The organism is Paenibacillus jilunlii, assembly GCF_900102965.1.
Lineage (GTDB): Bacteria > Bacillota > Bacilli > Paenibacillales > Paenibacillaceae > Paenibacillus_AQ > Paenibacillus_AQ jilunlii.
In genome coordinates this window covers 145,655-172,597 of sequence record NZ_FNGM01000008.1, presented here as the reverse complement: position 1 = coordinate 172,597, position 26,943 = coordinate 145,655, and the positions used below count along the sequence as shown (strand labels likewise).

15 protein-coding genes are annotated in these 26,943 nt (G+C 52.3%); 9 read left to right on the top strand and 6 right to left on the bottom strand.

Annotation, left to right across the window (positions count from 1 at the left end; all coding sequences use genetic code 11):
• Positions 1 to 50 precede the first annotated feature (50 nt).
• Entirely contained in the window at positions 51 to 7,778 is a 7,728-nt protein-coding gene (locus BLQ82_RS15570) for a pullulanase (RefSeq protein ID WP_062524641.1), read from the bottom strand.
• 656 nt (positions 7,779 to 8,434) lie between these two features.
• On the opposite strand from BLQ82_RS15570, the gene BLQ82_RS15560 reads away from it, so the two are divergent.
• The 6 genes from BLQ82_RS15560 to BLQ82_RS15535 all read left to right on the top strand — a co-directional run bounded on the left by BLQ82_RS15560 (position 8,435) and on the right by BLQ82_RS15535 (position 16,875).
• Positions 8,435 to 9,472, top strand: a complete 1,038-nt coding sequence (locus BLQ82_RS15560) for a LacI family DNA-binding transcriptional regulator (RefSeq protein WP_062524646.1) — start codon at positions 8,435 to 8,437, stop codon at positions 9,470 to 9,472.
• A 465-nt stretch (positions 9,473 to 9,937) separates the two neighbouring features.
• The gene (gene pgmB, locus BLQ82_RS15555) at positions 9,938 to 10,600 is read left to right on the top strand and encodes a beta-phosphoglucomutase (RefSeq protein ID WP_062524647.1); all 663 of its coding nucleotides are present in this window, start codon (positions 9,938 to 9,940) and stop codon (positions 10,598 to 10,600) included.
• Between the two features lie 162 nt (positions 10,601 to 10,762).
• Complete coding sequence (locus tag BLQ82_RS15550; protein WP_062524649.1) at positions 10,763 to 13,081, top strand: glycoside hydrolase family 65 protein; 2,319 nt, start codon at positions 10,763 to 10,765, stop codon at positions 13,079 to 13,081.
• Between the two features lie 75 nt (positions 13,082 to 13,156).
• The gene (locus BLQ82_RS15545) at positions 13,157 to 14,845 is read left to right on the top strand and encodes a glycoside hydrolase family 13 protein (RefSeq protein WP_062524651.1); all 1,689 of its coding nucleotides are present in this window, start codon (positions 13,157 to 13,159) and stop codon (positions 14,843 to 14,845) included.
• A 148-nt stretch (positions 14,846 to 14,993) separates the two neighbouring features.
• Positions 14,994 to 15,854: an AraC family transcriptional regulator gene (locus BLQ82_RS15540; protein ID WP_208810846.1), complete on the top strand. Its 861-nt coding sequence runs from the start codon at positions 14,994 to 14,996 to the stop codon at positions 15,852 to 15,854.
• Positions 15,855 to 16,029: 175 nt separating this feature from the next.
• Positions 16,030 to 16,875 (top strand): DegV family protein, encoded by an 846-nt coding sequence (locus BLQ82_RS15535; protein ID WP_062524655.1) that lies wholly within the window; start codon positions 16,030 to 16,032, stop codon positions 16,873 to 16,875.
• Positions 16,876 to 17,588: 713 nt separating this feature from the next.
• Here BLQ82_RS15535 and BLQ82_RS15530 read toward each other — a convergent pair.
• The 5 genes from BLQ82_RS15530 to BLQ82_RS15510 form a co-directional block, all read right to left on the bottom strand.
• The gene (locus tag BLQ82_RS15530) at positions 17,589 to 19,250 is read right to left on the bottom strand and encodes an ATP-binding protein (RefSeq protein ID WP_062524657.1); all 1,662 of its coding nucleotides are present in this window, start codon (positions 19,248 to 19,250) and stop codon (positions 17,589 to 17,591) included.
• Between the two features lie 281 nt (positions 19,251 to 19,531).
• Positions 19,532 to 20,239 carry an ABC transporter permease gene (locus BLQ82_RS15525; RefSeq protein ID WP_244280815.1) on the bottom strand — a complete coding sequence of 236 codons (708 nt, stop codon included), beginning with the start codon at positions 20,237 to 20,239 and terminating at the stop codon, positions 19,532 to 19,534.
• Entirely contained in the window at positions 20,223 to 21,140 is a 918-nt protein-coding gene (locus BLQ82_RS15520) for an ABC transporter ATP-binding protein (protein WP_062524661.1), read from the bottom strand. Before BLQ82_RS15520 ends, BLQ82_RS15525 begins: the two co-directional genes overlap by 17 nt.
• Before the next feature lie 142 nt (positions 21,141 to 21,282).
• Positions 21,283 to 22,218, bottom strand: coding sequence for a sensor histidine kinase (locus tag BLQ82_RS15515; RefSeq protein WP_062524663.1), 936 nt, complete (start codon positions 22,216 to 22,218; stop codon positions 21,283 to 21,285).
• Complete coding sequence (locus BLQ82_RS15510; RefSeq protein ID WP_062524665.1) at positions 22,215 to 22,943, bottom strand: response regulator transcription factor; 729 nt, start codon at positions 22,941 to 22,943, stop codon at positions 22,215 to 22,217. The genes BLQ82_RS15515 and BLQ82_RS15510 overlap by 4 nt, the downstream gene beginning before the upstream one ends.
• 141 nt (positions 22,944 to 23,084) lie before the next feature.
• On the opposite strand from BLQ82_RS15510, the gene BLQ82_RS15505 reads away from it, so the two are divergent.
• From BLQ82_RS15505 to BLQ82_RS15495, 3 genes are all read left to right on the top strand, one after another.
• Positions 23,085 to 24,062, top strand: a complete 978-nt coding sequence (locus BLQ82_RS15505; protein WP_062524667.1) for a phosphodiester glycosidase family protein — start codon at positions 23,085 to 23,087, stop codon at positions 24,060 to 24,062.
• A complete protein-coding gene (locus BLQ82_RS15500) occupies positions 24,059 to 25,072 on the top strand; it encodes a bifunctional glycosyltransferase family 2/GtrA family protein (RefSeq protein WP_062524669.1) in 1,014 nt (337 codons plus the stop codon). Before BLQ82_RS15505 ends, BLQ82_RS15500 begins: the two co-directional genes overlap by 4 nt.
• Before the next feature lie 467 nt (positions 25,073 to 25,539).
• The gene (locus BLQ82_RS15495) at positions 25,540 to 26,934 is read left to right on the top strand and encodes a SpoVR family protein (protein WP_062524670.1); all 1,395 of its coding nucleotides are present in this window, start codon (positions 25,540 to 25,542) and stop codon (positions 26,932 to 26,934) included.
• Positions 26,935 to 26,943: the final 9 nt, after the last annotated feature.

Genomic DNA, 26,943 nt, shown 5'->3' with positions numbered 1-26,943 from the left:
CTGGTTTGATTTACTTTGTTGATTTACTCAGCTCCTGTTCCCTGAACGGGCTACTTCCCAAGCAATCTATAGATCACCTGGGCAGCTTCGGCCCGGGTCATCCAAGCTTCAGGTACGAACTTGTTGCCTGCTCTGCCTTGAAGGAGTCCCTGCTCTGCTGCTGCGCTCACATATGGGGCAGCCCACGGGCTGATGCTGGAAGCATCGGCAAACCGCACTCCGCCGTTGACCGGTTCAAGCTTCTTGCCTTGCTTCATCTCCAGCGCCCGGATCATCATAACAGCCATCTCCTCACGGCTGATCGCAGCATCCGGTGCGAACAAGTCCCTGCTGCGTCCAGTTACAATTCCCTGACGGACTGCAGCCGACACATAGGAAGCATACCAGGCATCCGCCTTCACATCCGTGAATCCATTCTGCTCTCCCGTCTTCACATCCGTAAATCCGCTCTGCTCTCCTGCCTTCACACCCGCGAATGCAGTCTCACCTTGAGCCTGAAGGCTAAGCGCACGCATAAGGAGTGCGGTGAATTCCGCACGGGTGACGGGGTTCCCGGGCTTGAACTCGGATGCCGTAACACCTGTAATCACCTGCTTCGCGCTAAGTGACTTAATCGCTGCTTCTGCCCAAAAGGCAGCCGGAACATCTGAGTAGACTTTATTGATCACAAGCGCTGCATATTTGCTGAAATGTGTTACCCCGGCTGTAATGACATCCCCTTGCAGCGATCCCCCAACATACTGTAGTGAACCGTTGTCCCCCAAATGGTAGACACCAAGCAATTCCTTGTCGGGATTCACCTTAAGCTGGAAGGCCAGCTTGACCGGTTCTGCGAACGAGGTCACGGGGATCTTCTTACCGTCCTTGCGGATCACTTCAAGTCTGAGCTCATAGAGGTCCGATGCCGCAGCTGCCGACATATTATCCTTGCTAAGGCCCGCAAGCAGAGCGCTTGCCGCATTGCTTGCAAGCGGTGCCGCGCCCAATAGAATCTGCGCACCTTCTGCATCCGCTCCAGTCAAGGTTCCTTGAATGGTGCGGAGAACCTGGACAGGCAGCGTTATGGAAAGACCGCTCATCTTGAGCACCAGATCATTTGTCCCCAGTATGGCCGCAGCCTGAAGCGGAAGAAGCGCCGCTTGTTTGCCTGAAGCGAGCTCCACTGTGACTTTGCCATCCTTGCCGTTCTTCAGGCTGTCCCCGTTAACAAGCTGCGTATCCGCAGCAGGGGTAGTTGTTGCCACAACTACCGGATTCCAACCGGACACCCCTCCAGGCTCCGGTGTTGGTGTTGTCGTTGCTGTTGGCGCCGGTGTTGGTGTCGCTGTCGGCGTCGGCGTAGGCGTCACCTTCGGCACAGCGGCCAGTATAACCGTTCCGCCGTCACCTCTGCCCGGTAGTTCAACAGTCACTTTCTGATCCCCTGATACCGTATAGGTTTTGCCGCTGTATTCATCCACAACCGCAACCTGTGCGGCAAAAGGGACCGGAAGGCTTACCGATACCGCCTCAGCCTTTGTATTGATGGCCGTCACAATGTTCGTTCCGTCATACTGCTTGCCAAAAACCAGATACCCCAGCTCATCGGAGCCTGCCAGCTTGGTACGGATACCTTTGGAATAGATTTGTGAGTACTTGGCGCGGATATTCAGCAGCTTCTGATAATGATCGTGAAGCCCCTGTTCTGCATTCAGCTGATCCCATGGCATATCCCCGCGGTTCTTGCTGAATTCTCCTTTGGAGATGTCCCCGGAATTGGCACCGGAACGTCCCAGTTCTTCCCCGTAGTAAATGACCGGCTGTCCCTTTGCCGTAATCTGCAAGGCGGCAGCAATCTTCAGCTTGCCCTTGTCTCCATCTACATAATTAGACAGGAAGCCGTTCTCGTCATGGCTGCTCAGGAACTGAGCCATCATCCCGGTGTTGTCCATCTGGGCTTCCCGGTTTTGCAGATACGTATCCACAACCGAGATTTTACCTTCTGTAAAATCCTTCGCGGCGTTCTTGAAGCCAAAATCCAGCAGGCCATCCATCTGGCCGGAGTGCAGGTTGCCTCCGTCATTGTCCAGCGTGCCGCCAAAATATTCCCCGGTCAGCTTGAAGGCTGGATCGATGGCGGTCAGCGCATTTTTGAACGCTTTCCAGGTTGTGCTGTCCACATGCTTTACGGTGTCCACACGGAAATAGTCAATCGTGTCGCCGCGCTCCGTCCGTGCATTGTCCAGCCAGCCGGTTTGCCAGTCGATAAGGGTCTGGCGGACCGCCGGATCTTCGGTTTTGAAATCGGGCAGGCCTGCCAGCTCACCCTTGATCGGGTCCGTATCAGCGGATATGCCATCCGTGCGGAGCATACCGTCAAAACGCGCCTTATCCTCAGCCGTAACACCCGGATAGTTATCTTCTGCCTTCAGGCCGTATCCGGCATGATTCAGCACGACATCCACCATGATCTTGATGCCTTTGTCATGGGCTTTCTCAATCAGCTCTTTGAAGGTTGCCATGTCGCCCAGATGCTCATCCAGCTGAGTGAAATCCTTAGCCCAATAGCCATGGTAGCCATACTGCGTACCGCCGAAATCGGCACCTTTGTTGAAATCGATATTGTCCACAACCGGGCTAATCCACAGGGTATTGATCCCCAGCTTCTGAAGATAATCGAGACTGTCGATCATCCCGCGGAAATCCCCGCCGTGATAGGCTTCCAGGTGGGTTGTATCAACGTCCGCATTGTTCGCAGCATCCCCATCCTTGAACCGGTCCGTAAGAGCGAAGTAGATCCGCGCTTCATCCCAATCAAAATCAAGCGGGCCGCCCGTATACATTCTCGCCTTCACTTCAACCCGGGCAGTGCCTTTGTGCGTATTCCCATATTGATCCAGCAGGGTAATTGGAATGCTTTTTATTCCTGTCGGCACGCTGTTCTTCACTGCAACCGTCTGCTGCATGAGCTCTGTATCCAGCTTCACTGCTTCCGGCCCGCCAAGGGCGGACAGATCCATATAACCATCCACGTAGGATACTTTTTCCCCGGAAGCGGCTTTTACCGTAACCACTGCATTCTCATTGGAGGTGATGGCCTCCGGCTGAACTGCCGCAGTAATCGTAACTTCCGGGATATGATAGACTACAACGGATTCACCGTTTACGGTGTTTTTCGGGTCAGTCAGCTCTTCGGTCACTCCATCTTTGGTTACAAGAAAACTATATTTGTACGTTCCTTCCTGCACATCCTTCAGCTTATAGCTGAACCATTCCTCCGCTGCCTCATAAGCCATCGGATACTCTTTGCCGTTCACCTTAACCTTAACCCCGCTGATGGCTTCCTGATGACCTGTGCGGAACAGCGCATCATCCCTGTACCGGAACGTGATCGTTCCGTCTCTCATCACCGGACCGCCAATCGCAGGCTTGATATCAAGCTCTTTTACCATGCTGGTCACAATCACTTTGGTAAAAGCTTCGCCCGCCGTCAGCGGAATGACCCGGTCATCCGGATAATCCTGCTTGCCGGTATTCCAGTCCGTGCCCTTGCGGAGGACAAAACCGACACTCGTCGCATTCGGTGCCACCTCAATCAGCACACTGGCCTTGCCATCCTTAAAGGTGGTGAAATCGATCTGATCGTTCTTCACGCCCGTATTCCACACCCAGAGATTCCAGTCAGCATAATCCTTGTCGTCTCGGACATAGGTAATTTGCACATACCGTTTGGTGTCTACCGGCTCTTTGGTCACTTCCACGTTCACCTTGGCAGAGAGTCCGCCATAAGTGATTGTAATTGTGGCTGTTCCCGGCTTAACGGCCTTGACCAGTCCTTTGCTTGTTACCGTGGCAACCGCCAGGTTACTGGAGATATAGGATGCTGCATTCGTAACCGTTCTTGCGCTGCCGTCATCGTATTTGGCTGTTACAGCTGTCTGATGCGTACTGCCGGTTTGCAGCGCATATCCCGCGCTATCCGTTCCCAAAGAAGCCAAAACAGCGGCAGCAGCATCCTTGCGGATGACCACAGCAGTAAGAGGGTCAATGGTAATTGAATTTGACGTTAGTGTGAAGCCGCTCAGGCTTTCTACAGGAATCGCCGTCACCCCGGCTTGATCATTGTCCACAAGCACCTGGCCTCCGGTTAAGTCCTCGGAAAGGGTCAAAGTTCTGGCGGCATTGTCACCGTTCATGAACACATAGTAGATTCCGGTTCCATCGGTCGCTTTATTCTTGTAGCCGATCACCAGGTCGGTTGCTTTGATCTCCGGTGCAGTAATCAGGTTGATATTCGTGTCCACCAGACTTTTATCGCCAAGCCGGAAAGCATCGGTGGATTTTCTCAGCTGAATGAGCCCGGAGGTGTATGCCCTTGTTGTATTCTGAACCGGATAATTCATTTCGTCTGTCGCTTTGGCCCAGTCAAACCTATTGACCGCATCCGACGAATCATAGGAATCATGGATGAAATAGCCAAAAGACTGTCCGTTTGCATCCTTCATTTCCGTATATTTCTGCTCAGGAACTCCGGCAGCTTTCCACTGCTTTGTGCGTCCATACTCCTGGCCTGCCTGGATGAAGGCTGTACCTTGGGAGGTCATCTCCAGCAGATTGCCCAATCGGATCCGCTTCTGAATTTCCAGCTCATTGGCAGGAACCGACGGGGCCTTCTTGATCGTCTGCGCAATGACATCATGCAGCGTCAGATTGTCATGAGCTTCGATGTATGGCACAACATCTCCCGGATCATCTGCGGGAATGTTCGAAGGCCGGGCTGTGATATTGTTAAAAATCGTGGCGATAGAGCGCGCTCCGCCCGTTATGAACCGGGGCTCGCCTTCCGAGCCATAGCCGGACTTCAGCTCATTGCGGAATTCATCGGAAAATACGCCAACGCTGTCCGTTTTGTCCATCCATGCCTGATCTGCGCCTTTGCCGGCCAGTGCCGGATCGGAGGCATCCCCAGCGAAGGTTTTCCAGCCTTCCCCGATGAACAGCGCCTTCGGATTGATGGCTTCAGCGGCATCATAAGCCGCCTGAACGGCATCGTAGGTGGCATCGCCCATCATGTCCCAGCGCATACCGTCAATTTTATATTCGCTGAACCAGTATTTGACCGAATCCACCATCAGCTTCTCGGCCATCTTGTGGCTGGTCGCCAGATTGTTGCCGAAGCCGCCGACAAAGTTGCCGTTTGCATCCTGGAATGCGTAGTAGTTCGGTACGATATCATCCAGAAAATCCTTCTTCGCCATATGGGTATAGACGACATCCAAAATTACACCCATACCCGCCTCATGGACCGCATCAATCAGGCCCTTCAGCTCCCTGATCCGCTCTTCGGGATCAGCAGGCTGCTGCGAATAAGCGCCATCCGGCGAGAAATAGCTATGGGGATCATATCCCCAGTTGTATTCATTGTTTTGGGTTGAATAGCCGGACTCCCTGTTGGCCATCTGCGTTTCGTCCCCATTGTACCAGGCCATGACCGGCATCAGTTGAATGTGAGTGATGCCCAGGGATTTAATATAATCCAGCTTTTTCGCAAAAGCCGCATACGAACCCCAGCGCTCGCCGCCCAGTTCGCTTTCTATCGATACGTCAGAGGTGAAATCCCGTACATGGACTTCATAAATAACAGCATCCTCGCGTTTCTCGTAGCCGGGGATATCCCCAGCCCGGTAGTCCGGCGGGTTCGTGCCGCTCAGGTCAACGATAGCCGCTTTGCCAACCGTATCCCCGTCAGGTCCTGCCGCCCCCGTGCTGTCCACGGTGAACACAGCCATCGACTTGGCATACGGATCAAGCACCGGCTTGGTTACGCCGTTATTGGTCACCTCATACTGATAGTAGTAGCCACGCACATCCTCTGCTGCTGCAGCCTTACTGAGATCCGACGGCTTCAGCTCTGCCGACCAGACGCCTTTATCGCCTAGGGTCAGGCTTACTTGTCCCACCTGCTGCGCGGCATCTGTCTTGCTGTACACATTCGCAACGACACCGCTGGCCATAGGTGCCCACAGCTTCAAGGTAGCCGATTGGTCACCCGGGTGATAGGTGGCGCCCAGATCGTCTCCGGTGTAATTGTACATTTCATCAATCATCCGCCAGCCTGCGGAAGCGGATACATTTTTGCCGGCATAAGCTACGCTCAGCGGAGCCTTCTCCAGCGCAAAGGCGGCTGTGTCCACCTCAACCGATGTCGTGCTTTTTACAGCTGCGGCAGTGACAGGAACCGGAGCACCCTCTTTGTCCGTTACTGTTATGGCGGACTTTAATCCGGCAGCATCCAGACCGTCGGTTAACGTGAAGGTGAGCAGAATTTTGGTGGTCGAGAGGATTTCCGCCGACACCAGGCTCACGGGCTGCTCGCCAAACGGGGATACATATACATGATCATCCCCCTGCTTAATCCACAGCTGATTGTAGCGGTCCAGCAGCTTAAAGGCCTTGTCGCCTCCCTCTTTATCGCCGCTGGAACGGTTGACCACCAGGAAGCCTATTTTTTGGGCATTCGCCTTAAGCGGAACATCCACATAGGCACCATAAGCATCCGTATGCTCCGCAAGAAAAGGAACAGCATCACCCGGCCAGGTTACCGGTTCAGTGGCTACCTCATCCCACAGCCATAATCCGTACTGGCTCCAATTGCTGTCTGCTCTCGCATAATGAACCCGGACCGTATCGGCTGGCAGTACAACCGGTTCATACGGCGTCACGGTATCCGACCCTTCCTTAACCCACACCTCATTCGTCTGCGGCGTATTGATCGTGAACACCTTGTTGCCTCCGTCTTTGGCCTCCGTACTGCGGTTGACGACGAGGAACGAGACTTTTTTCGCTCCCGCCTTCAGCGGCACATCGACATAAGCTCCATAAGCATCGGTCTGCCCTTCAGGAAAAGGGGTTGCACCTGCCGGCCAGCTCGCGGATGGCGCAGCCACATCATCCCACATCCATAGTCCTTGACCGGCATAATCCCCGGCTGTCCGGCTATAATGAATCCGCAGCTGCCCCTCCGGTACAGGAGCGGCTGCTCCTGGAGCAGCCGGCACGGTAAAAGAGGCATTCACCCCATGATCCTGCGCGTTGTACGTAAAGGTGACTTTTGAAGCGGCAGGAAGATTAAGCTTCTGATCCCCGCCAGGATACAGCATATCCGCATCCGGTGTAGCTCCGGGAACATAGACTCTATATGCATATTCTCCTGCGGGAAGTTCAGCCGACCGTTCATAGACTCCATCCAAATCCGGATCGGACAACGTGGTTTTCGCATCAGCTAGAGAAGAATCCTGAGCATCGCCAAGCTCCGTTTGCAGAGTGCCGGTCAGCCTAGGCAGCTTATCAGCCTCAATCGGTGTGTAGTACGTGGAATCTGCAATTTTTTTTGTGAGGTCATTATAATAAAAGGTGACGCTGGTCTCGGCAGCAAGCGATATCTGAATATTGCCGTCCTTATTGACTCCTGCGGAATTGGTATAATTGCCGTATCCGTAGGTTTCCTCCCAGCTGCCATTCAGTGCGATCTTGTACTCATAGTCACCGGCGGGCAAGATGCCCGTGAACCTGTACAGTCCATTGTCCACATAGGTCATCTCCGTCACGCTGGCAGCAGGGTCCCAGTCCCCCGCAGGCTCAGCTTCCGTGGATAATTCCGATTGAAGGCTGCCCACAAGCACAACCTTGGACGCTGCCGCATTCACCACACTGCCTGGATAAAAAGAAAAATAGGAACATACAAGCACCACAATCATAGTAACCGAGAATGCCTTCTTGCCCCATAATGCCCATTTCATTATTACGGATACCCCCCATAATTGAAATTTTGTCCTCAAGCCACTCAAGCCTGCTCCCTTTGGTTCCCCTCCTCCCGTCAGAATATATCAGTGCTGCCCTCTGAATCGCTTGTTCATGCGCAAACGTTTGCAAATAACGGAATGTCACACTTCATTTCATCAATTCAAACATTGATACAAAATGGCAGGCTAAAAACAGCAAATGTAAGCGCTTTTTCTATTCTGTTCACCATACTAATCCAGTATCTGGAATGTTGTCAACCTCCATTTCGAATAGTGCGCAGCGTCTGCTTCACCTATCCAGATTACATACATGGCTTCATTTGCACAAAATCACACCCTAAAATCGCACACTTTTGCACAGATTCAGAATTCAGCAACATTAAAATAAGCCTTATCTTGCGTAAGCTAAAGCGGATTGTTTCGTTTGCACTTCCTTAACAAACATCCCCTGCTTCCTTGCCCCAGCCTGAAACGTCAGTATCCCTTCCCCTAGTATAATCGTCTGTACCAGGGAGAAGTTCAGGGGACTGCTAATTCCCTCTCTCCAGCAGGACTGCTGCAAATATTCCTGAAAAGGAGTTTCACTATTTACAATTAACAGCACTTCGATTAATATTACAGAGTAAAGCAAACGGTTCCATGAGGAGGTTTCTATGACAGTTACCATCAAGGACGTGGCTAAGAAAGCGGGAGTATCTCCCTCCACTGTATCCCGGGTGTTGTCAGGTCATCCCAGAATTAGCCTAGAAACTTCCCGTAAAGTCAAAGAGATTATGGAGGATATGGGCTACACTCCGAATATGATGGCCAAAAGCCTGGTTTCGAAGACCACGAACAGCATTTGCATCATACTACCGAAGCCGGCTGAAGAGCTGTTCTCCAATTTATTTTTTATGGAATTAATCCGCGGGATCGTTACACAGTCCAGCCGTTCCGGCTATGATGTGCTGATCAGCTCGGGCGCGAACGAGAAGGAAGAGCTGGAATCTGTATCCCGGCTGCTCAAGGGGCGCCGTGTTGACGGCGTTATTCTGCTGTATTCACGCAAAGATGATGCCGTGATTGATTTTCTGGAATCGGGTGGCTATCCCTTTGTTCTGGTAGGGCGAAGTGACCGCTATGAGGATATTTTATCGGTGGATAATGATAATATCATGGCTTCCTTCGATGCTACCAACCACTTGATCTCCATGGGACATGAACGCATTGGCTTCGTGAGCGGGCCGCCCAATCTCATCGTTTCACGCGACCGGCTGGAAGGCTACCGCAAAGCGATGGCAAACAGCGGACTGGAAATGCGGGCAGAATGGATTGTCGAAGGCGAGTTTCTGCAGGACAGCGGCTATAGGGCGATGTCTTTTTTCATGAATCTCCCGAACCGTCCCACAGCACTCGTCGCAGTCGATGATATGGTTTCTTTCGGTGTACTGAGAGGGCTTAATGAGCTGAACTACAAAGTTCCTGAGGATCTGGCGATCGTCAGCTTTAACAATATTCCATTGTCGGAATTGTCCAGTCCACCGATCAGCAGTATCGATATCGGGATTTATCATCTTGGCTACACAGCTTCCCAGGTGCTGATCCAGAGCATCCAGAAGCCGGATAACCATGACGGATACACGAACCGGTTCGTGATTCCCCACCGCTTGATCGTCAGAGAGTCATCCATGCACTCACCCGTAAAAAAGTGATTTGGCAAGCTGAAACGGATACGCCGTCCTTACAAAGGACGGTACCGTTTCAGCGGGAAATATAAGGATAAATTGTGGCGTGAAACATCTAAATTCTTATATTTCAACAAAATAAATGAAGCAACCGATGCTTCATTTATTTTTTCGAAACTTGTACAAACGTTTGCGCTACATATGAAGGTAACACTAACAGCAGGCATATTGTTGTACGTTGTGCAGGATTTTTGCCAGTTTGACGGGTTAAGCCCCCAGTTTGTTGTACGTTGTGCAGGATTTTTGCCCATTCGGCGACCTTAACAACCGGATTGTTGCATACTATGCAGGATTTTCACAAGTTTGGCGTAATTGGCTAAATTTTTACTCACTTATCATGACAATGCGTATGACCCGCTCTCCCTTTTGCAAAGGCATTGTACGATGCAGTAGCAGGGAGCCGGAGCTTACACTACTTTTAGGAGGTTCAATATGTCAGAAATCAAAGCCTGTTTGTTCGATCTGGACGGCGTGCTCGTCGACACCGCCAAATATCATTACATCGCCTGGAGAGAGCTGGCCGAGCAGCTGGGCTTCGTCTTCACCGAGAAAGACAATGAACGGCTTAAGGGCGTCAGCCGGACAGCCTCGTTGAACATTCTGCTGGAAATCGGCGGCCTTACCTTGGACGAAACCCGCAAAGCCGAGCTGGCCGAACAGAAGAACAACCGGTACGTCGAATACATCGCCAAGATGGACAGCTCGGAGATTTTGCCGGGTGCGCTGGATTTTCTGAAAGATTGCCGTGCCCAGGGAATCAAGACTGCCCTTGGCTCGGCCAGCAAAAACGCGATGCTGATTCTGAACAACACTGGCCTTACTCCTTATTTTGATGCCATCATCGACGGTACGCATACCAGCGCCGCCAAACCCGATCCCGAGGTCTTCCTCCTCGGTGCCAAAGCAACCTACGCTGAACCCGGGCAATGCGTCGTCTTCGAAGATGCCGAAGCCGGAATCACCGCCGCCATCCGTGCCGGCATGCGCAGTGTAGGAATTGGCTCACCGGAAACACTGGGAGCCGCCAACCTTGTGGTCCCTTCGCTGGCGCACATCAGCGTTGCAGCTCTCAGGGAATCATTTGCAGGCGTTTGACGAACATTAACAGTTATAGGTAATGTCAGTCACTTCTGCCCTACTCTTTATAAAATGAATTAATTGACGTTTTAGAGTTATGGTGACACTGTCACCACAATTCTAATCCACGCGATTTAGTTCATTATATATCCTCATCCCCTATTAAAAGGAGCGGTACTTATGAAGCAATATTTAAAAATCGACGAATGGTCCATCATTGAAGAATCCTTTGATCCGCAGACCCAGGAAATTTCCGAAAGTGTCTTTAGCATCGGCAACGGGTACATGGGCGGACGCGCCAATTTTGAAGAGCAGTACAGCGGACAGAGCCTGCAGGGCAGCTATATGGCTGGGGTCTACTACCCCGACAAAACACGGGTGGGCTGGTGGAAAAACGGCTATCCGGAGTATTTTGCCAAGGTGCTGAACAGCACGAACTGGATCGGTATCAACATTGATATTGACGGCACTCCGCTGGATCTGGCGGCCTGCACCGTCAGCGAATTCCGCCGGGAGCTTAACATGAAGGAAGGCACATTGTCCCGCAGCTTCACCGCAGTAACGGCTGACGGCAAGGAAGTCCGGGTCGACAGCCTCCGTATTGTCAGCATGGCCCGCCGTGAGATTGGCGCCATCCGCTACTCGATCAGCCCCGTTAATTTTGCCGGTGAGCTAACCATTACCCCTTATCTGGACGGCGACATCAAGAACAAGGACGCCAACTACGACGAGAAATTCTGGAATGAAGTGGAGAAAAAAGGCGGTCCGGATGGCGGACATCTGACACTGAAGACCAAAAAACTTGATTTTCACGTTACCTCTGCCTATCTCTTTGACATCCTCCTGAATGGTGATAAGCTGACCCGCGAAGCCGTTACCATCGAGGAAGAGAAATATGTAGCCAGCAAAGTAAGCTTCCCGGTAAAATCCGGCGATCAGGTGGTTATTTATAAGTATGCCGCCAATGTGACATCCCGGAATCACGGGCTGGGCCAGTTGGTCGAAGCAGCAGAAACCGCACTGCACAGCGCCCGGGAAGCCGGTTTTGCGGCGCTTTTGACCGAACAGGCTGAGGCCTGGAAAGATAAGTGGAAGGAAAGCGACATTATCATTGAAGGCGATGTATCCGCGCAGCAGGCGATCCGGTTCAATATTTTCCAGCTGAATCAGACTTATACCGGCGAAGACGACCGGCTGAACATTGGACCAAAGGGCTTCACTGGGGAAAAATACGGCGGCAGCACCTATTGGGATACAGAAGCTTATTGTGTGCCATTCTACTTAAGTACTGCCGATTCTTCGATTGCCCGCAACCTGCTGATCTACCGTTACAAACACCTGGAGAAGGCGAAGGAAAACGCCCGCAAGCTCGGCTTCAAAAAAGGCGCGCTGTATCCAATGGTAACGATGAACGGCGAGGAGTGCCACAACGAGTGGGAGATTACATTTGAAGAGATCCACCGTAACGGCGCTATTGCTTATGCTATCTATAACTATGTGAACTACACCGGAGATCAAGCCTATCTTGGCCAATACGGCCTGGAGGTGCTGGTGGAAATTTCCCGCTTCTGGGAGGAACGCGTGCACTACGTGCCGCACAAGGACAAATATGTAATGCTCGGCGTCACCGGCCCGAACGAATACGAGAACAACGTCAACAACAACTGGTATACGAACCGGATGGCCTCCTGGACGATGGAGTACACACTGGAAGCCCTGGCGTACCTGCAGGAGAATGAATCCGCCCGTTATGCGGAGCTTGTCGACAAGCTGGAGCTGGCAGAGGATGAAACGGCAAAATGGAACGACATTATCGCCAAAATGTACTATGCAGCCGATGAGGAACTCGGCATCTTCCTGCAGCAGGACGGCTTCCTCGACAAGGAGATCATCCAGGTCAAGGATGTGCTGCCGGAGAACCTTCCGCTGAATCAAAAATGGTCCTGGGACCGCATTCTGCGCTCCTGCTTCATCAAGCAGGCCGATGTGCTGCAGGGACTCTATTTCCTCGGCGACCGTTATGATCTGGAGACCAAAAAACGGAATTTCGACTTTTATGAGCCGATTACCGTCCATGAGTCCTCCCTCTCCCCTTGCATCCATGCGATTCTCGCCTGTGAGCTGGGATACAAGGAAAAGGCGTATGAAATGTACCTGCGCACATCAAGACTGGATCTCGACAATTACAACAACGATACGGAAGACGGCTGCCATACCACCAGCATGGCCGGAACCTGGATGTCGATCGTGCATGGCTTTGGCGGATTGCGGGTACAGGCTGGCCGGCTGATCCTGAATCCATCCAATCCGGGCCACTGGACAGCTTATTCGTTCAAAATCATGTTCCGCGGCTCCCGCCTGAAGGTGAGCGTAACCGATGTGCAGGTTACAGTGGTCAATGAAACGGATATTCCGGCGTCCATCACGATTTATGGCAAGGACTATACGGTGAACGGGCTGAGCAGCGTGACTGCAGAAGGCTCATCCGTTACAGTATAATTGCTGCTGCCCCGGAGGCTTAAGTTCCTTCGGGGCTGTTTTATCTTCCAATACCATTCAAAGGAGCTAATTCGCATGAACAGAACCTTTTGGAAAGAAGCCGTTGTCTATCAGATCTATCCACGCAGCTTCCAGGACAGCAACGGAGACGGGATCGGTGACTTGCGGGGGATTATCTCCCGCCTCGATTATCTGCACAAGCTGGGGGTCGATGTCGTCTGGCTGTCGCCGGTCTACAAATCTCCTAATGACGACAATGGTTATGATATCAGTGATTACGAAGATATTATGGATGAATTCGGCACCCTTGGCGACTGGGAGGAGCTGCTGGACGGGCTGCATGCCCGAGGCATTAAGCTGATGATGGACCTTGTCATCAACCATTCCTCGGATGAGCACGCCTGGTTCGTAGAGTCCCGTTCCTCCAAGGATAATCCGTACCGGGATTATTATATTTGGCGGCCTGGCGGTCCCAATGGCCAGCTGCCGAACAATTGGAGCTCCATCTTCAGCGGCCCGGCCTGGGAGCTTGATGAAAAGACAGGCGAATATTATCTGCATCTCTTCTCGCGCAAGCAGCCGGATCTCAACTGGGAGAATCCGCAGCTGCGTGAGGCGCTGTACAAGATGATGGCTTTTTGGCTGGACAAAGGGGTAGACGGGCTGCGGATGGACGTCATCAATATGATCTCCAAGGTGGAAGGCCTGCCCTCCGCCCATCATGAGGGTCTGGCTCCCGGCGAGCTGGCCGGCGGCGGAGAATATTATATGAACGGCCCGCGTGTCCACGAATATTTGCAGGAAATGAACCGGGAGGTTCTCTCCAAATATAATGTAATGACCGTTGGCGAGACGCCGGGTGCTACGGTAGAAGACGCCATCCTGTATACCGCTGAAGACCGGAATGAGCTGCAGATGGTCTTTCAATTTGAGCATATGGATATAGACTCAGGCCCCGGAGGCAAATGGAATGTCACCCCCTGGAACTTGACCAAGCTGCGCGATATCCTGCATAAATGGCAGGTAGGTCTGGCGGACCGCGGCTGGAACAGCCTGTACCTGAACAACCATGACCAGCCCCGGATGGTCTCCAGATTCGGCAATGACCGGGAATACCGCGTGATTTCGGCCAAAATGCTCGCTACCCTGCTGCATACGCTTAAAGGCACGCCCTACATTTATCAAGGTGAGGAAATCGGCATGACGAACGTGCAGTTCCCGCAGCTTGAAGATTACAAGGATATTGAAATCCATAATATGTACAAGGAAAAGGTAACGGACGGCGGCGGCGATCATGAAGCCACCCTGAAGGCGATCCATGCCAAAGGCCGGGACAATGCCCGCACGCCAATGCAGTGGGACTCCTCCCCCAATGCCGGATTTACCGAAGGAACTCCGTGGCTCAAGCTTAATCCGCGCTATGAAGAGATCAATGTGGAACAGGCGCTGGCTGATCCGGATTCGGTATTTTATTATTATCAGAAGCTGATCAGCCTGCGCAAAAAACATCCTGTTATGGTCTATGGCGATTATGAGCTGCTGCTGCCGGAGCATGAATTCATTTATGCCTATACCCGGACGCTGGAAGGGGAACGGTGGCTGATCTTGCTGAATTTCTGCGACACCCCGCAGACCGTGGATCTCCTGGAGGAGCTGAACGCCGTGACTGAAACGATCATCAGCAACTATCCTGAGGAGCAGCCGGCCATGGACCGGGAAACCCTGCGTCCTTATGAAGCCAGGGTCTGCCGGCTGGGGGGCTGACTCCTTCTCCACTCCTGGGCTATACTATAAGGAATATGCTGCTGGATGGGCGGATGGAGTCTGACCTGATCTGTCTGCAACGAGCAGAGAATAACAGGACCACCCGGGAGCAGGTATGATAGGATGGGTTCAAAGGGAGATGGCACAATTGGAATGGCTGATCCGTATGAAAGATGCACTGGATTACATAGAGAGCCGGATGACAGAGCCGCTGCGCATTGAGGACGTTGCCAAGGTGGCCCATGTCTCTCCGTTTCACTTCCAGCGGATGTTCGCCATGCTGACCGGAGTGACAGTGGCAGACTATATCCGCAAACGGAGATTGACCCTGGCAGCCCAGGAGCTGGCAATGTCAAAGATCAGGGTGCTCGATGTGGCGCTGAAATACGGATACGAGTCCCCCGAGGCGTTCGCCAAAGCGTTCCGCAAGGCGCATGGGCTAACCCCCTCCGCCGCACGGGAGCCTGGGGTACAGCTCAAAGCGTTCCCCCGCCTCACCTTCCATCTATCATTGAAGGGAGATCTGGAAATGGAATACAAAATCGTAGAGAAACCTGCTTTTACCGTTATCGGCAAATCAATGGAGGTGACTACCCGGGACGGAGAAAATCTCCGCAGAATCCCCGAGTTCTGGAATGAATGCAACGCGGACGGCACTTCGGATAAGCTGATTGAAGTTGGCACGGGTAAAGACTGGCTCGGCATCTGTATGAGCATGGACATGGAGAAGGAGCTGCTGTCCTACTGGATCGGAGTGGAAGGCACCCCTGAAACCGACCCGCAGGGCTACGAGACCGCAGTGGTTCCGGCTGCAAGCTGGGCCGTATTTACTTCAGCCGGCCCGATGCCCGATGCGATTCAGAAGGTGTGGCAGCGGATTTTTCAGGAATGGTTCCCGGGGACCGGCTATGAGCATTCGGGCGGACCGGAGTTTGAACTGTATCCGCCAGGTGATACGGGTGCAGAGGATTATGTCTGTGAAGTGTGGATTCCGGTGCTGAAGAAGTAACCCTCCTGCATTTGTTTTCAAGATCAGCCGTCAGAAGCGGCTGGTCTTTTTTTCACTGCTTCGGCAGCAAATCTATTATTTCATTTTGAGAATCCGTGCAGGCTTGGTATAATTACAGATTATATGGATCATATTATGGAAGATTGTCATCCGAGAACCGGTGAAGGAGAAATTCATGTCTATTGTAAAAATCTTTTCAGACAGCACTTCCGATTTGCCGCAAGGCTGGAAGGAAACGTATGATATCGGCATCATTCCGCTGTATGTCGTATTTGAAGACGCTACTTACAAGGACGGGGTGGATATTACACCTGAGGAAGTATACCGCCGGGTAGCCGCTCAAGGTGCCCTGCCAAAAACGGCTGCCCCCTCGCCCGCAGATTTCATGGCTGCCTTTGAGCCGGTGATCCGCAGCGGAGGAGATATCGTCTATATCAGTCTATCCTCTGCTTTATCCTCTACATATCAGAATGCCCTGCTCGCAGCAGTAGAGTTCCCGGAAGGCCGGGTGCAGGTCATAGATTCAGAGACGCTGTGCGGGGGGATTGCCCTTCTGGTCATGAAGGCTGCCCGTGCAGCCGCCAGAGGCCAAAGTGCTCTGGAGATTACCGCTATGGTAAAAGAGTGCCGCAGCCGGGTGGAAACGGAGTTTGTTGTGGATACGCTGGACTACCTGTACATGGGCGGACGCTGCTCCGGCATGCAGAATTTTATCGGCAGCCTGCTGAAGATCCGGCCTGTGCTGCGCTTGATTGACGGTGCCATCGTGCCGGTCAGCAAGATTCGTGGCAAAAAGGAAAAGGCTGTCGAGCAGATGCTGCATCACGCCCTGGAGCATGCCGGTAATATCGACAAGGAGCTTATCATTGTTGCCCACACCCTCGCGGAAGAGGATGCCAAGTATTTGGAGACAGCACTGCGTGAGCAGACGGGTTCCGGCGAAATCGCCGTTATCCACGCAGGCTGTGTGATTGGAAGCCACTGTGGTCCAGGTACCGTCGGTCTCATGTATATGCATTAAAAACCTGTTGAGGGCTGGCAGCTGTCCTGTTCTGTTCCAGCTACCGCCACAAATGAAATAACTGATACTCTGCCTATGACGAGTCCATTGTCTGCAATTTATGCGGATAGGGATTCGTTTTTTATTGCGGCCGCCTCCTCATATCCGCAAGCGCCCAAAGGCATCTCCAGTAAATAGGATTGGAATGATGGAATTCAGGCATCAGGAGTTCAATTTGATTACATCATCCGCCTCCAAGTGAAATTTCTCCACCTAATATTCTACATTTTGTTTTTTTTCGGAATTTGAGTGGAATGTATCCACTTACATTGGAGAAAAAATCCAACAATGGTCCATATACATCTTTTCCGATTTAATTAGGTTTACTTTTTCCACTTAACTCAACGTTTATCGTGAATTTGACTGAAATAGGTTTACTTTTTCCACTTAGCGACTGCGAGTTCTGACCAACGGTGAGAGATATGCGCATAAACGGTCTTGCCACACAAAAAACAGCAAGTCTCCGTCATTGGAGGCTTGCTGTTGTGGATTATGGGGTTTGCGGCCGTGAGGGCCTTGGCCACCCCTAGCTTACGGCAATCTACGAAAGCGGTCCCAGGCCCCCTTGCCTGGCTGGCTGCAGCCCCACTTCCAATCTGCAGCAGCTCCCTACGATAAAGACCGATGCCTCAAGTCTCCCGCTGTCCGGCTGTCCGGCTGCACCAGGAGCAGGCTTAAGGAGCAATATCCGCCTCAATCTCCTCCTTGACGAAAGGAAGCATGAAGCGGAAGGTGGAGCCCCGGCCTTCTTCGCTCTCTACAAAAATCGTCCCGCCCATCAGCTCCACCAGCTGCTTGCAGATGGCCAGTCCAAGTCCTGTGCCTCCGTATTTGCGGTTGATGAAGGGATGCAGCTGGGAAAAGGATTGGAACAGCAAATTCAGCTTGCTGTCGGCAATCCCTACTCCTGTATCCCGCACCGAAAATTCCAGCAGATACTCCGGCGAAGCCGGCAGCTGAATATTCTTCACGGACAGCGTGACGCTGCCCCGTTCGGTGAATTTCAGCGCATTGCCGACGAGATTCACAATAATCTGCCGCAAGCGGCTGGGGTCGGTAGTGACCATGGACGGCACACTGGTATCCGCCCACCACCGCAGCGCCAGCTTTTTCTCTTCCGCTTTGGGGGTAAACAGATCTATGATGCTCTCCATCATCTCGCGCAGATCAAATTTCTCCGACAGCAGCGGCATTTTGCCGGCTTCCATTTTGCTGAAATCGAGGATGTCATTCAGAATTTTGAGCAGGCTGTAGCTGCTGCTGCGCAGAATCTCGGCATAGGTGCGCTGTTCTTCCTCAAGCTCCGTTTCCAGCAGCAAATCCGCCATCCCGATCATCCCGTTCATTGGTGTGCGGATCTCATGGCTCATCATGGCCAGAAAATCCGCTTTAGCTTGAGCGGCCTGCTCTGCCGTTTCTTTGGCCCGCAGAATCTCCCGTTCATTCGTAATATCGCTGAAGGAACCCACCACTCCGCATATCATGCCTTTATGCATAAGCGGGGCAATCCGGTAGCTGACAAAAAAGCTGGTGCCGTCCTTCCTCCAGAAGATTTCATCCCCTTTGCTGCGTGTACGGCCATCCTGGAGGGTCTGCGAGATCGGACATTCAATCTTCTGGTACCTTGACCCGTCGCCATGGATATGATGAACCTGCCCGGCAAAACTCCGGCCAATCAGTTCAGCGGGAGCATATCCCAGCATATCTGCCCCTTCACGATTGATAAAAAATGTTCTTCCCTGTGTATCCAGTCCAAAAATCCCCGCGGCAACAGAGTTCAGTATCAGGCCCAGATGCTTATCCTCAGACATCTCCAGCACCAGCTCTGCCTGCTGCTGTTCCGCTGCTGCCCCCATTGCGGCAAGCATTTCTTCATATCCCGGTGTCCAATCATCCGTCCATTCCACGGGAGGTTCCTCCCGGGTGATGAGACTGCCGAGCCACTCTTCAACCTCAAGGGGAAGACCGCGTTTCTGTTCATAATGGATAATAGCAAATACGCCTGCGATTCCTTCTTCAGCTTTTATTGGCACATACGTAATGGCCGCAGAGCGGCTTCCGCTTCCCTCTTCCACCTGCAGCTCAACCCTGGAGCCGATGCCTCCAAGCGCTGCGGCAAAATGTTCCTCTCCGGGAGGCTGTGGCCGGCAACCGGACAATGGCTTATGGAGCAGCGCATCTGCTCCAGCGGCTGCTTCAAAAGCGCGGTTGCTCTCCACATAGTCCCCCTGCCTGTCCAGCACAATTATCAGGTCGGGATGATGATCATATAACGCTTTGTAGGCGCCTTCTTCGGAAAGCACCCGGTCCAGAATGAAAGACCATTTTATAGGCATAGCCCACCTCCTCTGCTGCTTTAATCCTGTATCCTCTTCTATTCAGAAGCTGCGGATAAACAATTATGTAGTTTCAATCTGTACCCCGCTCGGAATTTGCTGAATTTTATACTATTATAGCAAAAAAACCGCAATTGGTCGCCATCTATAACATTGGCACCAAGCGGTTTTTTAGGAAAAAAGCCCTCCGTCAGATCAGCAAGGACCTATGACACATCCTTAACCTCACTGTAGAGGAACCCTGGTAATGAAAACGTTCCTGTGGGTAATTCGAATTACATTCAGGCAATATCCTTCTGTTCGATATTCCGGATCGACAGGTAAGCGATGGCTACGCCAAGCAGGCTGAAGAAGATGGAGACCCCTACCAGATTGCTCATCCGGAAGCCGCCAAAATCGGAGGAACTCACGCCGACAAACAGCACCGAAGTAACTATGGTAGCGGGTACGGATTTTTTACGCATTCCGATGTATAAAGGAATGAGTCCAATTCCTGCCGCATAGATCGCATCTGCCCCTATGCGGGCCACCTCTCCAGGAATCGCAGTGAGCTCCAGCTGTCCCGGAATCACATGAGTGAAAGAGTTAATTCCAATCAGGAGGGCGCTAATCAGAATATCTGATATAAAAACGCTAAGCAGTGTAAAGAGGAACACGATGATAATTTTGGCACCCAGGAGTTTTTTACGGGAGATCGGGTACATGAAGAGCAATGTAATGGTATTGTTCTTATACTCGTCAATCACCAGCTTGCTCAGCACAACCGAAGCAAACACCACAAAGGTCACTTTGACCAAAATATACAAGCCTTCTAACATCTCTGTATAAGTATTGAATTCCCCGCCACCGTTGCCGCCTTCAGCGTCAACGTAAGTAAGCAGCAGCATAAAGCCAAAAATCATTAAGACGGCAATGGCCACACCTTTGAGCATACCTGTTAGTTTGTTCTTACGGATTTCCAGTTGTATCAGCTTAAGCAATGCCTTCACCCCCCATTAGTTCCACAAAATGATCTTCCAGCGAAAGATTCTTTTTACTCAGGCTGTCCAGCTCCACGCCCGCTTCTATCAGTGCTTTATTCAGTTCAAGCTGCTGTACGGCATCGTAAATGCGGATCGTCCGGGGGTCCAGCACCTTGAAGTTGGTGAGGCCCAGCTTGTGCTCCAGCACATACACCGCTTTGCTGCTCGCTCCGGTAATCAGTTCAATGTATTGCGTGTTCTGGCTGCGGATCATATCCATCGCCACTTCCTCCACCAAAATTCCGTCACGGATGACGCCGATGGTGTCGGCAACCTGTTCAATCTCCCCCAGAATGTGGCTGGAGATCAGCAGCGTCATACCATATTCCCGGCTCAGCATGCGGAATACTTCACGCAGTTCCTTGATACCGATGGGGTCCAGTCCGTTGATCGGCTCATCCAGAATGAGCAGCTCCGGTTTGGTCATTACCGCCCGGGCAATGCCCAGCCGCTGCTTCATCCCCAGGGAGAACTGCTTGACCGGCTTTTTGTCCACACCCCTCAGCTTGACCAGCTCCAGCGCTTCTTCCATGGCCTTCGCATCGTAGTACCCCATATACTCCCCGTGCAGCTGGAGGTTTTCTCTCGCCGTCAGTTTGTCGTAGAACACCGGATATTCAATAATGCAGCCCATGCGCTTCAGCATTTCATAGGAATGGTCCGTCATGCTCTCTCCAAAAAATTCAATATTCCCCGCTGTCGGCTTCACCAGATTGGTGATCATTTTCATCACCGTGGTTTTGCCCGCTCCATTCGGTCCCAGGAAACCGTAAATTTCACCTTGCTTGATGCTCATATTCACGCCGCTAACAGCCTCTTTGCCTTGATACTCCTTGGTTAAATCCCAAGTCCGCAATATGGTGGTCATTTCCGTTATCCCCTTTGGCTTCTTCGTTTATCTTCCTGGTTCTTATTGTACACAGCGGAATTTTCTTTTTTATTACCTGAATCTTACGAAATTCTTAAGCTGCAGACATAAGCCCTGGGAAGCCGCCGGACCAATAGAAGCATCAGAACGTCTGCCTGCGAAAAGAAAGTGTAAATGCTGTTTTGACATGAGGTTTGCTGCGTAAGGTAATGGTGCCGTTCATCTGTTCTGTTAACCGTTTGGTGATGGTCAGCCCGAGCCCGCTCCCCTGGTAATCGCGGTTGCGTGAATCCTCCAGCGTATAGAGCCGCTCAAAAACCTTGTCCTGGTCGCCTTCGGTGATGCCCTTGCCCCGGTCCCACACCTCTATGCACACTTGATCCCCGTCGCTGTACAGCCTAAGCCCAAGCACCCCGCCGGCATCCCCGTACTTGATTGCATTGGAGAGCAGATTCGACAGCACCCGGTCCAGTGCCTCTTCGTTGCCCATGATATACAGCGCCTCATCCGGGAGCTCAATGTCCACTTCACTGCCCTTGGCATTGAGAATTTCGTAGAAGGAGAGGATGTTTCTCCGGCAGACCTCCCCCAGCTCCACCCGTGACAGGGGAATGTCCTTGTCCCCGCTCTCCAGCTTGGCCAGATCAAAAAAACTGTTCATCAGCCGGATCACTTCTCCTGCCTTGACATGAATCATCCGCAGGATCTTCTCCTGCTCCTCCTTGGACATCGCCGGATCCTGAAGAACCGTTTCAATATAACCGAGTACTACTGTCAGCGGGGTTTTCAGGTCATGAGAGATGTTCGCCAGCATGCTGCGCATGGATTTCTCCAGCTTGGCAAGCTCTACCGCTCCCCTGTGGTTGACGTCCAGCAGCCGATTCAGATCGGTAAGGAGTTTTTGCAGATGAGGATCGCTGTTGAACAAAAGCAGTCTTTCATGCGAACCCCGGTCCATAATGTCTGTGAGCTTGGTATGAATATAGTCGAGCTGGCGGGAATGCTCCCGCAAACGCAGGTATTGCCATAGGATCACGAGCAGAAGCAGCAGCACCGCCACACTCCAAAAAGCAATCATTCCAGCACATCCCCCAGCTTGTAGCCAATGCCCCATAGTGTTTTGATGTACTCCGGCTTCGACGGGTCATCTTCAATTTTTTCACGCAATCTGCGCATATGTACATTAATGACATTCTCATCCCCGTAATAATCATCTTCCCAGACACTGTTGTAAATCTGCGATTTGGTATACACCCGTCCGGGACTGCTTACGAACAGCCCCAGAATCTGGAACTCCTTGGCGGTCAGCTTGACCTCTTCGCCGTTCTTTAGCACCGAGAAATTATCGAGATCCACCGAGAGTCCGCGCAGTGAAATTATATTAGCCTTCTCCTGCACCGGAGCCGCTTCCTGGCCGGGACCTCCCACAGCAGCATACCCGGCCCGGCGGATTGCCGCCTTCACCCGCGCGGCCAGCTCGATCATCGAGAACGGCTTCGTAATATAATCATCCGCGCCGAAGCCGAGGCCCAGCGCCTTGTCCACATCACTGTCCTTCGCGGACATAATCAGCACAGGCACCAGGCTGTCCCGGCGAATCGTCTGAAGCACATCGCTGCCGCTCCGTTTGGGGAGCATCAGATCCAGCAGAACCAGATCATAAGCCCCGCCGCGGTGAAAAAGCTTCTCCGCCGCATCCCCGTCGAATGCCGTCTCCACCTCATACCCCTCTTTTACCAAATACGAGCGCACCATTTCACTGATCGCCTCGTCATCCTCAATTAATAGCACACGCTGTGGCATGTCCGAACCTCCCTGTAATTCAAAATGCGCTGGTTAAAGTATACCATCAATCCAAATCATCCGGTCCATTCTATTTCAGTTTCACTAAAGGTCGCCCAGCTAAGATGACCTTAACAACTTACTTGATGAGGTGATCCTTCCATGAAAAACATGCGGACAAGACAAGCCTGGAGCTTCAAACGCAAACTGCTGGTCGTGATGATTGTGGTCCTTCTGGGTCTCGGTACAGTGATATATAGTCTCGCAGACCGTTACCTGATTAAACATGTCGAAGTCGTCGTAGCGGATGACACAGCCGCAAATGGCAACAGTACAGCAGCAGCGGCAAACACAACCGCAGCCGAGGTTAAAGCAACTTCAGACGACTGGAATTATTCCAGCGATGATATCCAGATCCAGATCGATCAGGTGCAGACCGGGTCGGGTTCGGACCAGATCACCTATTTTGTCGCAGATGTGGTCCTTAAGGATGCAAGCAGCCTGCGCTCTGCTTTTGCCGACAACAGCTTCGGAACGAATATCACGGAGGATACCTCGGAGATCGCCTCCAGCAACAATGCGATTTTTGCCATCAACGGCGATTATTATGGCTTCCGCAACGACGGGGTGATTATCCGAAATGGCACCGTCTACCGGGATGACCCGGTGCGGGATGCGATGGCGCTATTTGGGGACGGGACAATGCAGACCTACAACGAGGAGAAAGTTTCTTCGTCCGACCTGCTGGCGCAGGGAGCCGCCAACACGCTGTCCTTCGGGCCGATTCTGATTCAGGACGGAAAGACCGCCAGTGATTTCAGCAATGTCAAAATCGATACCAATTTCGGCAACCGCTCTATCCAGAATGCGAATCCCCGGACCGCCATTGGCATGATTGCACCGAACCATTATGTATTCGTCGTAGTGGACGGGCGCAGTGAAGGGTATAGCCGGGGGATGACCCTAACCGAGCTGGCGAATGTCATGTCGGATCTCGGAGCCACCGAAGCCTACAATCTGGACGGCGGCGGTTCATCCACCATGTACTTCATGGGACGGGTTGTAAATAACCCGCAGGGCAAGAACCAGGAACGAGGCGTCAGCGACATTCTGTATATCAAAGAGGGGGCAGCATCATGACTATATTGATCCCGGCTTATGAGCCAGATGAACGGCTGCTGGATTTAATTGAACAGCTCTGCGATTACCGGCTTGGACCAATTGTTCTTGTAGATGACGGCAGCGGCCCCGCGTACCGGGGAATCTTCAACATTGCTGAAGCATTCGGCTGCACGGTCCTGACCCATCCGATCAATTTTGGAAAAGGGCTCGCCCTGAAAACAGGGTTCCGGTATATTCAGGAGGCTGGACTGACAGGCTGTGTGGTCTGTGCGGACAGTGACGGCCAGCATCTGCCCCATGACATTAAGCGGATTGCAGAGGTGCTTCAGAACCAGGCCGCTCCCGGAATCGTGCTGGGCAGCCGCCGGTTCAGCGGGACCATTCCCCTGCGCAGCCGCTTCGGCAACTCTGTGACACGCGTTGTCTTTTCCCTGACTACAGGCACCAAAATTTATGACACCCAGACCGGACTGCGCGGCTTCTCCCCCCAGCTGCTGGACTGGCTGTGCCGGATTCCCGGCGAACGGTTCGAATATGAAATGAATATGCTGCTCACCGCCCGCCGGGAGGGCTATACGATTACCGAAGAGTTTATTGATACCGTCTATCTGGATGACAATCAATCGTCCCATTTCCGGCCTTTGGCGGATTCCTTCCGGATCTATCTGCCGATTCTAATGTTCAGTACTTCATCGCTGGTATCGGCTCTACTCGACTTCACACTGTTGTTCCTGTTCCAGCGTCTCAGCCATAACCTGTTCCTGTCGGTTACCGCCGCAAGATTATGCAGCTCCATCTTCAACTATTCCATGAACCGCAGATATGTATTCACCGGCGGCAAGACGTCCAAGCTGCAACAGTCGCTGCCCAAGTACTTTGCGCTGGTGCTCCTCGTGCTGCTGTTCAATTACGGGCTGCTCTATTTCTACAACGAAAAGCTGATCATCCCGCTCGCCGCCGCCAAGCTGCTGACCGAGGTCTCGATTTTCCTGTTCAGCTACTGGGCGCAGCGGAGGTTTGTGTATTGAGGTGGAGCTGACGATAGCTGGTTTGCAAAATCAATGAAGATAGCGGGCGCTAGTTCTTGGCGCTGGAAGCTTCTGTCTGAGACCTCAGGATAGCTAACTGTATTCTGTGCAGCTAAAATGCGGTCTAAACGCCTGTTTTTAGCTTTAAATGTATTTTGTACAGTTATAAAAGGCGACTTGAGTTGTTTTGCTCAAATGGGCAAAATATAAGTGCACGAAGGACAGTTATCTTAGAATTGTGCTGATATTCCGTCCATTTAATTGTACAAAATACAGTTACCGCTAGGCGGACGTATATCTGGAACATCAGATTTACGCCTGCCTGTTTACATTCTCACTCCCCCCATCATACTCCCCTCCCTCCTCCCATATACATTAGAAGAACAGTTCCGGAAGTCCGCAGCATCGTGGCGGCCTTGTCAGAATAGGTTGCAGCATAAGCCCAAGCTGGAGGGAGAGATGGATTCATGCCCGGAGATGAGATTCAAGCGCTGGAACGGGCGATTGCCGAAATTACGGAGATTGCTTCCGGGTTTGGGCTGGATTTTTACCCGATGCGTTATGAGATATGCCCCGCTGACATCATTTATACGTTTGGTGCTTACGGGATGCCTACCCGGTTCGGGCACTGGAGCTTCGGCAAGACGTTCCATAAGATGAAGTCGCAATATGATTTTGGACTCAGCAAAATCTATGAGCTTGTCATTAACTCCAACCCCTGCTACGCCTTCCTGCTGGACGGCAACTCGCTGGTCCAGAACAAGCTGATTGTTGCGCATGTCCTCGCCCACTGCGATTTCTTCAAAAACAATATGCGTTTCTCCATGTCCAACCGCGACATGGTCGAGAGCATGTCGGCCACCGCGGACCGGATCGCCGACTATTCAGTGACTTACGGTGTAGATACCGTGGAGAGCTTCATTGATTCCGTGCTGGCGGTTCAGGAGCATATCGACCCCAGCCTGATCCAGCCCCGCAAGCTGGGCAAGGCCCACCTGCTCGAAGCCAAAATGAAGGAGCGCAAGGACGCTCCGCCCGGCGGCGCCGGTCCGGCCAATCCTTATGATGAGCTGTGGGATCTGGAGAACAGCAAAACCGCCGGCCCCGAACCGGAAACGGCCGGGAAGCGCAGGTTCCCGCCTGAGCCGGAGAAGGATATGGTCTGGTTCATCCAGCAATATTCAACGGCGCTGGAAGATTGGCAGCGCGACATCATGACCATGCTGCGTGACGAAATGCTCTATTTCTGGCCGCAGATGGAGACGAAGATCATGAACGAAGGCTGGGCTTCGTATTGGCATCAGCGGATCATGCGTGAGCTGGACCTGACGCCTGAGGAGACGGTAGAATACGCCAAGCTTAATTCCTCGGTCGTTCAGCCCTCCCGGCAGAGCCTCAACCCTTACTACCTGGGGCTGAAGATCTTCGAGGACATCGAGCGCCGCTGGGACCGTGACAAAATGTTTGAGGTCAGGGAGCTGGACTCGGACATCTCTTTTATCCGCAGCTATCTGTCGAAGCAACTGGTCAATGACCTGGATCTCTACGTCTTCGAGAAGAAAGGCCCGGAGTGGAAGATCACCGACAAGGCCTGGGAAAATGTACGCGACCAGCTGGTGCTGGCCCGGGTTAACGGCGGTTCGCCATACCTGGTTATTGAGGATGCAGACTACGAGCGCAACGGCGAGCTGCTGATCGTCCACCGCTATGAGAGCATCGAGCTGGATCTGAAATATCTGGAGCGCACTCTGCCGCACATCTACGCTCTCTGGGGCCGCACTGTCCATCTGCAAACCGTGGTGGAAGACAAAAAAGCCCTTTTTACCTATGACGGGAAGAAGGTGCAGCGGCGGTTTATGTAGTCTTCTTTC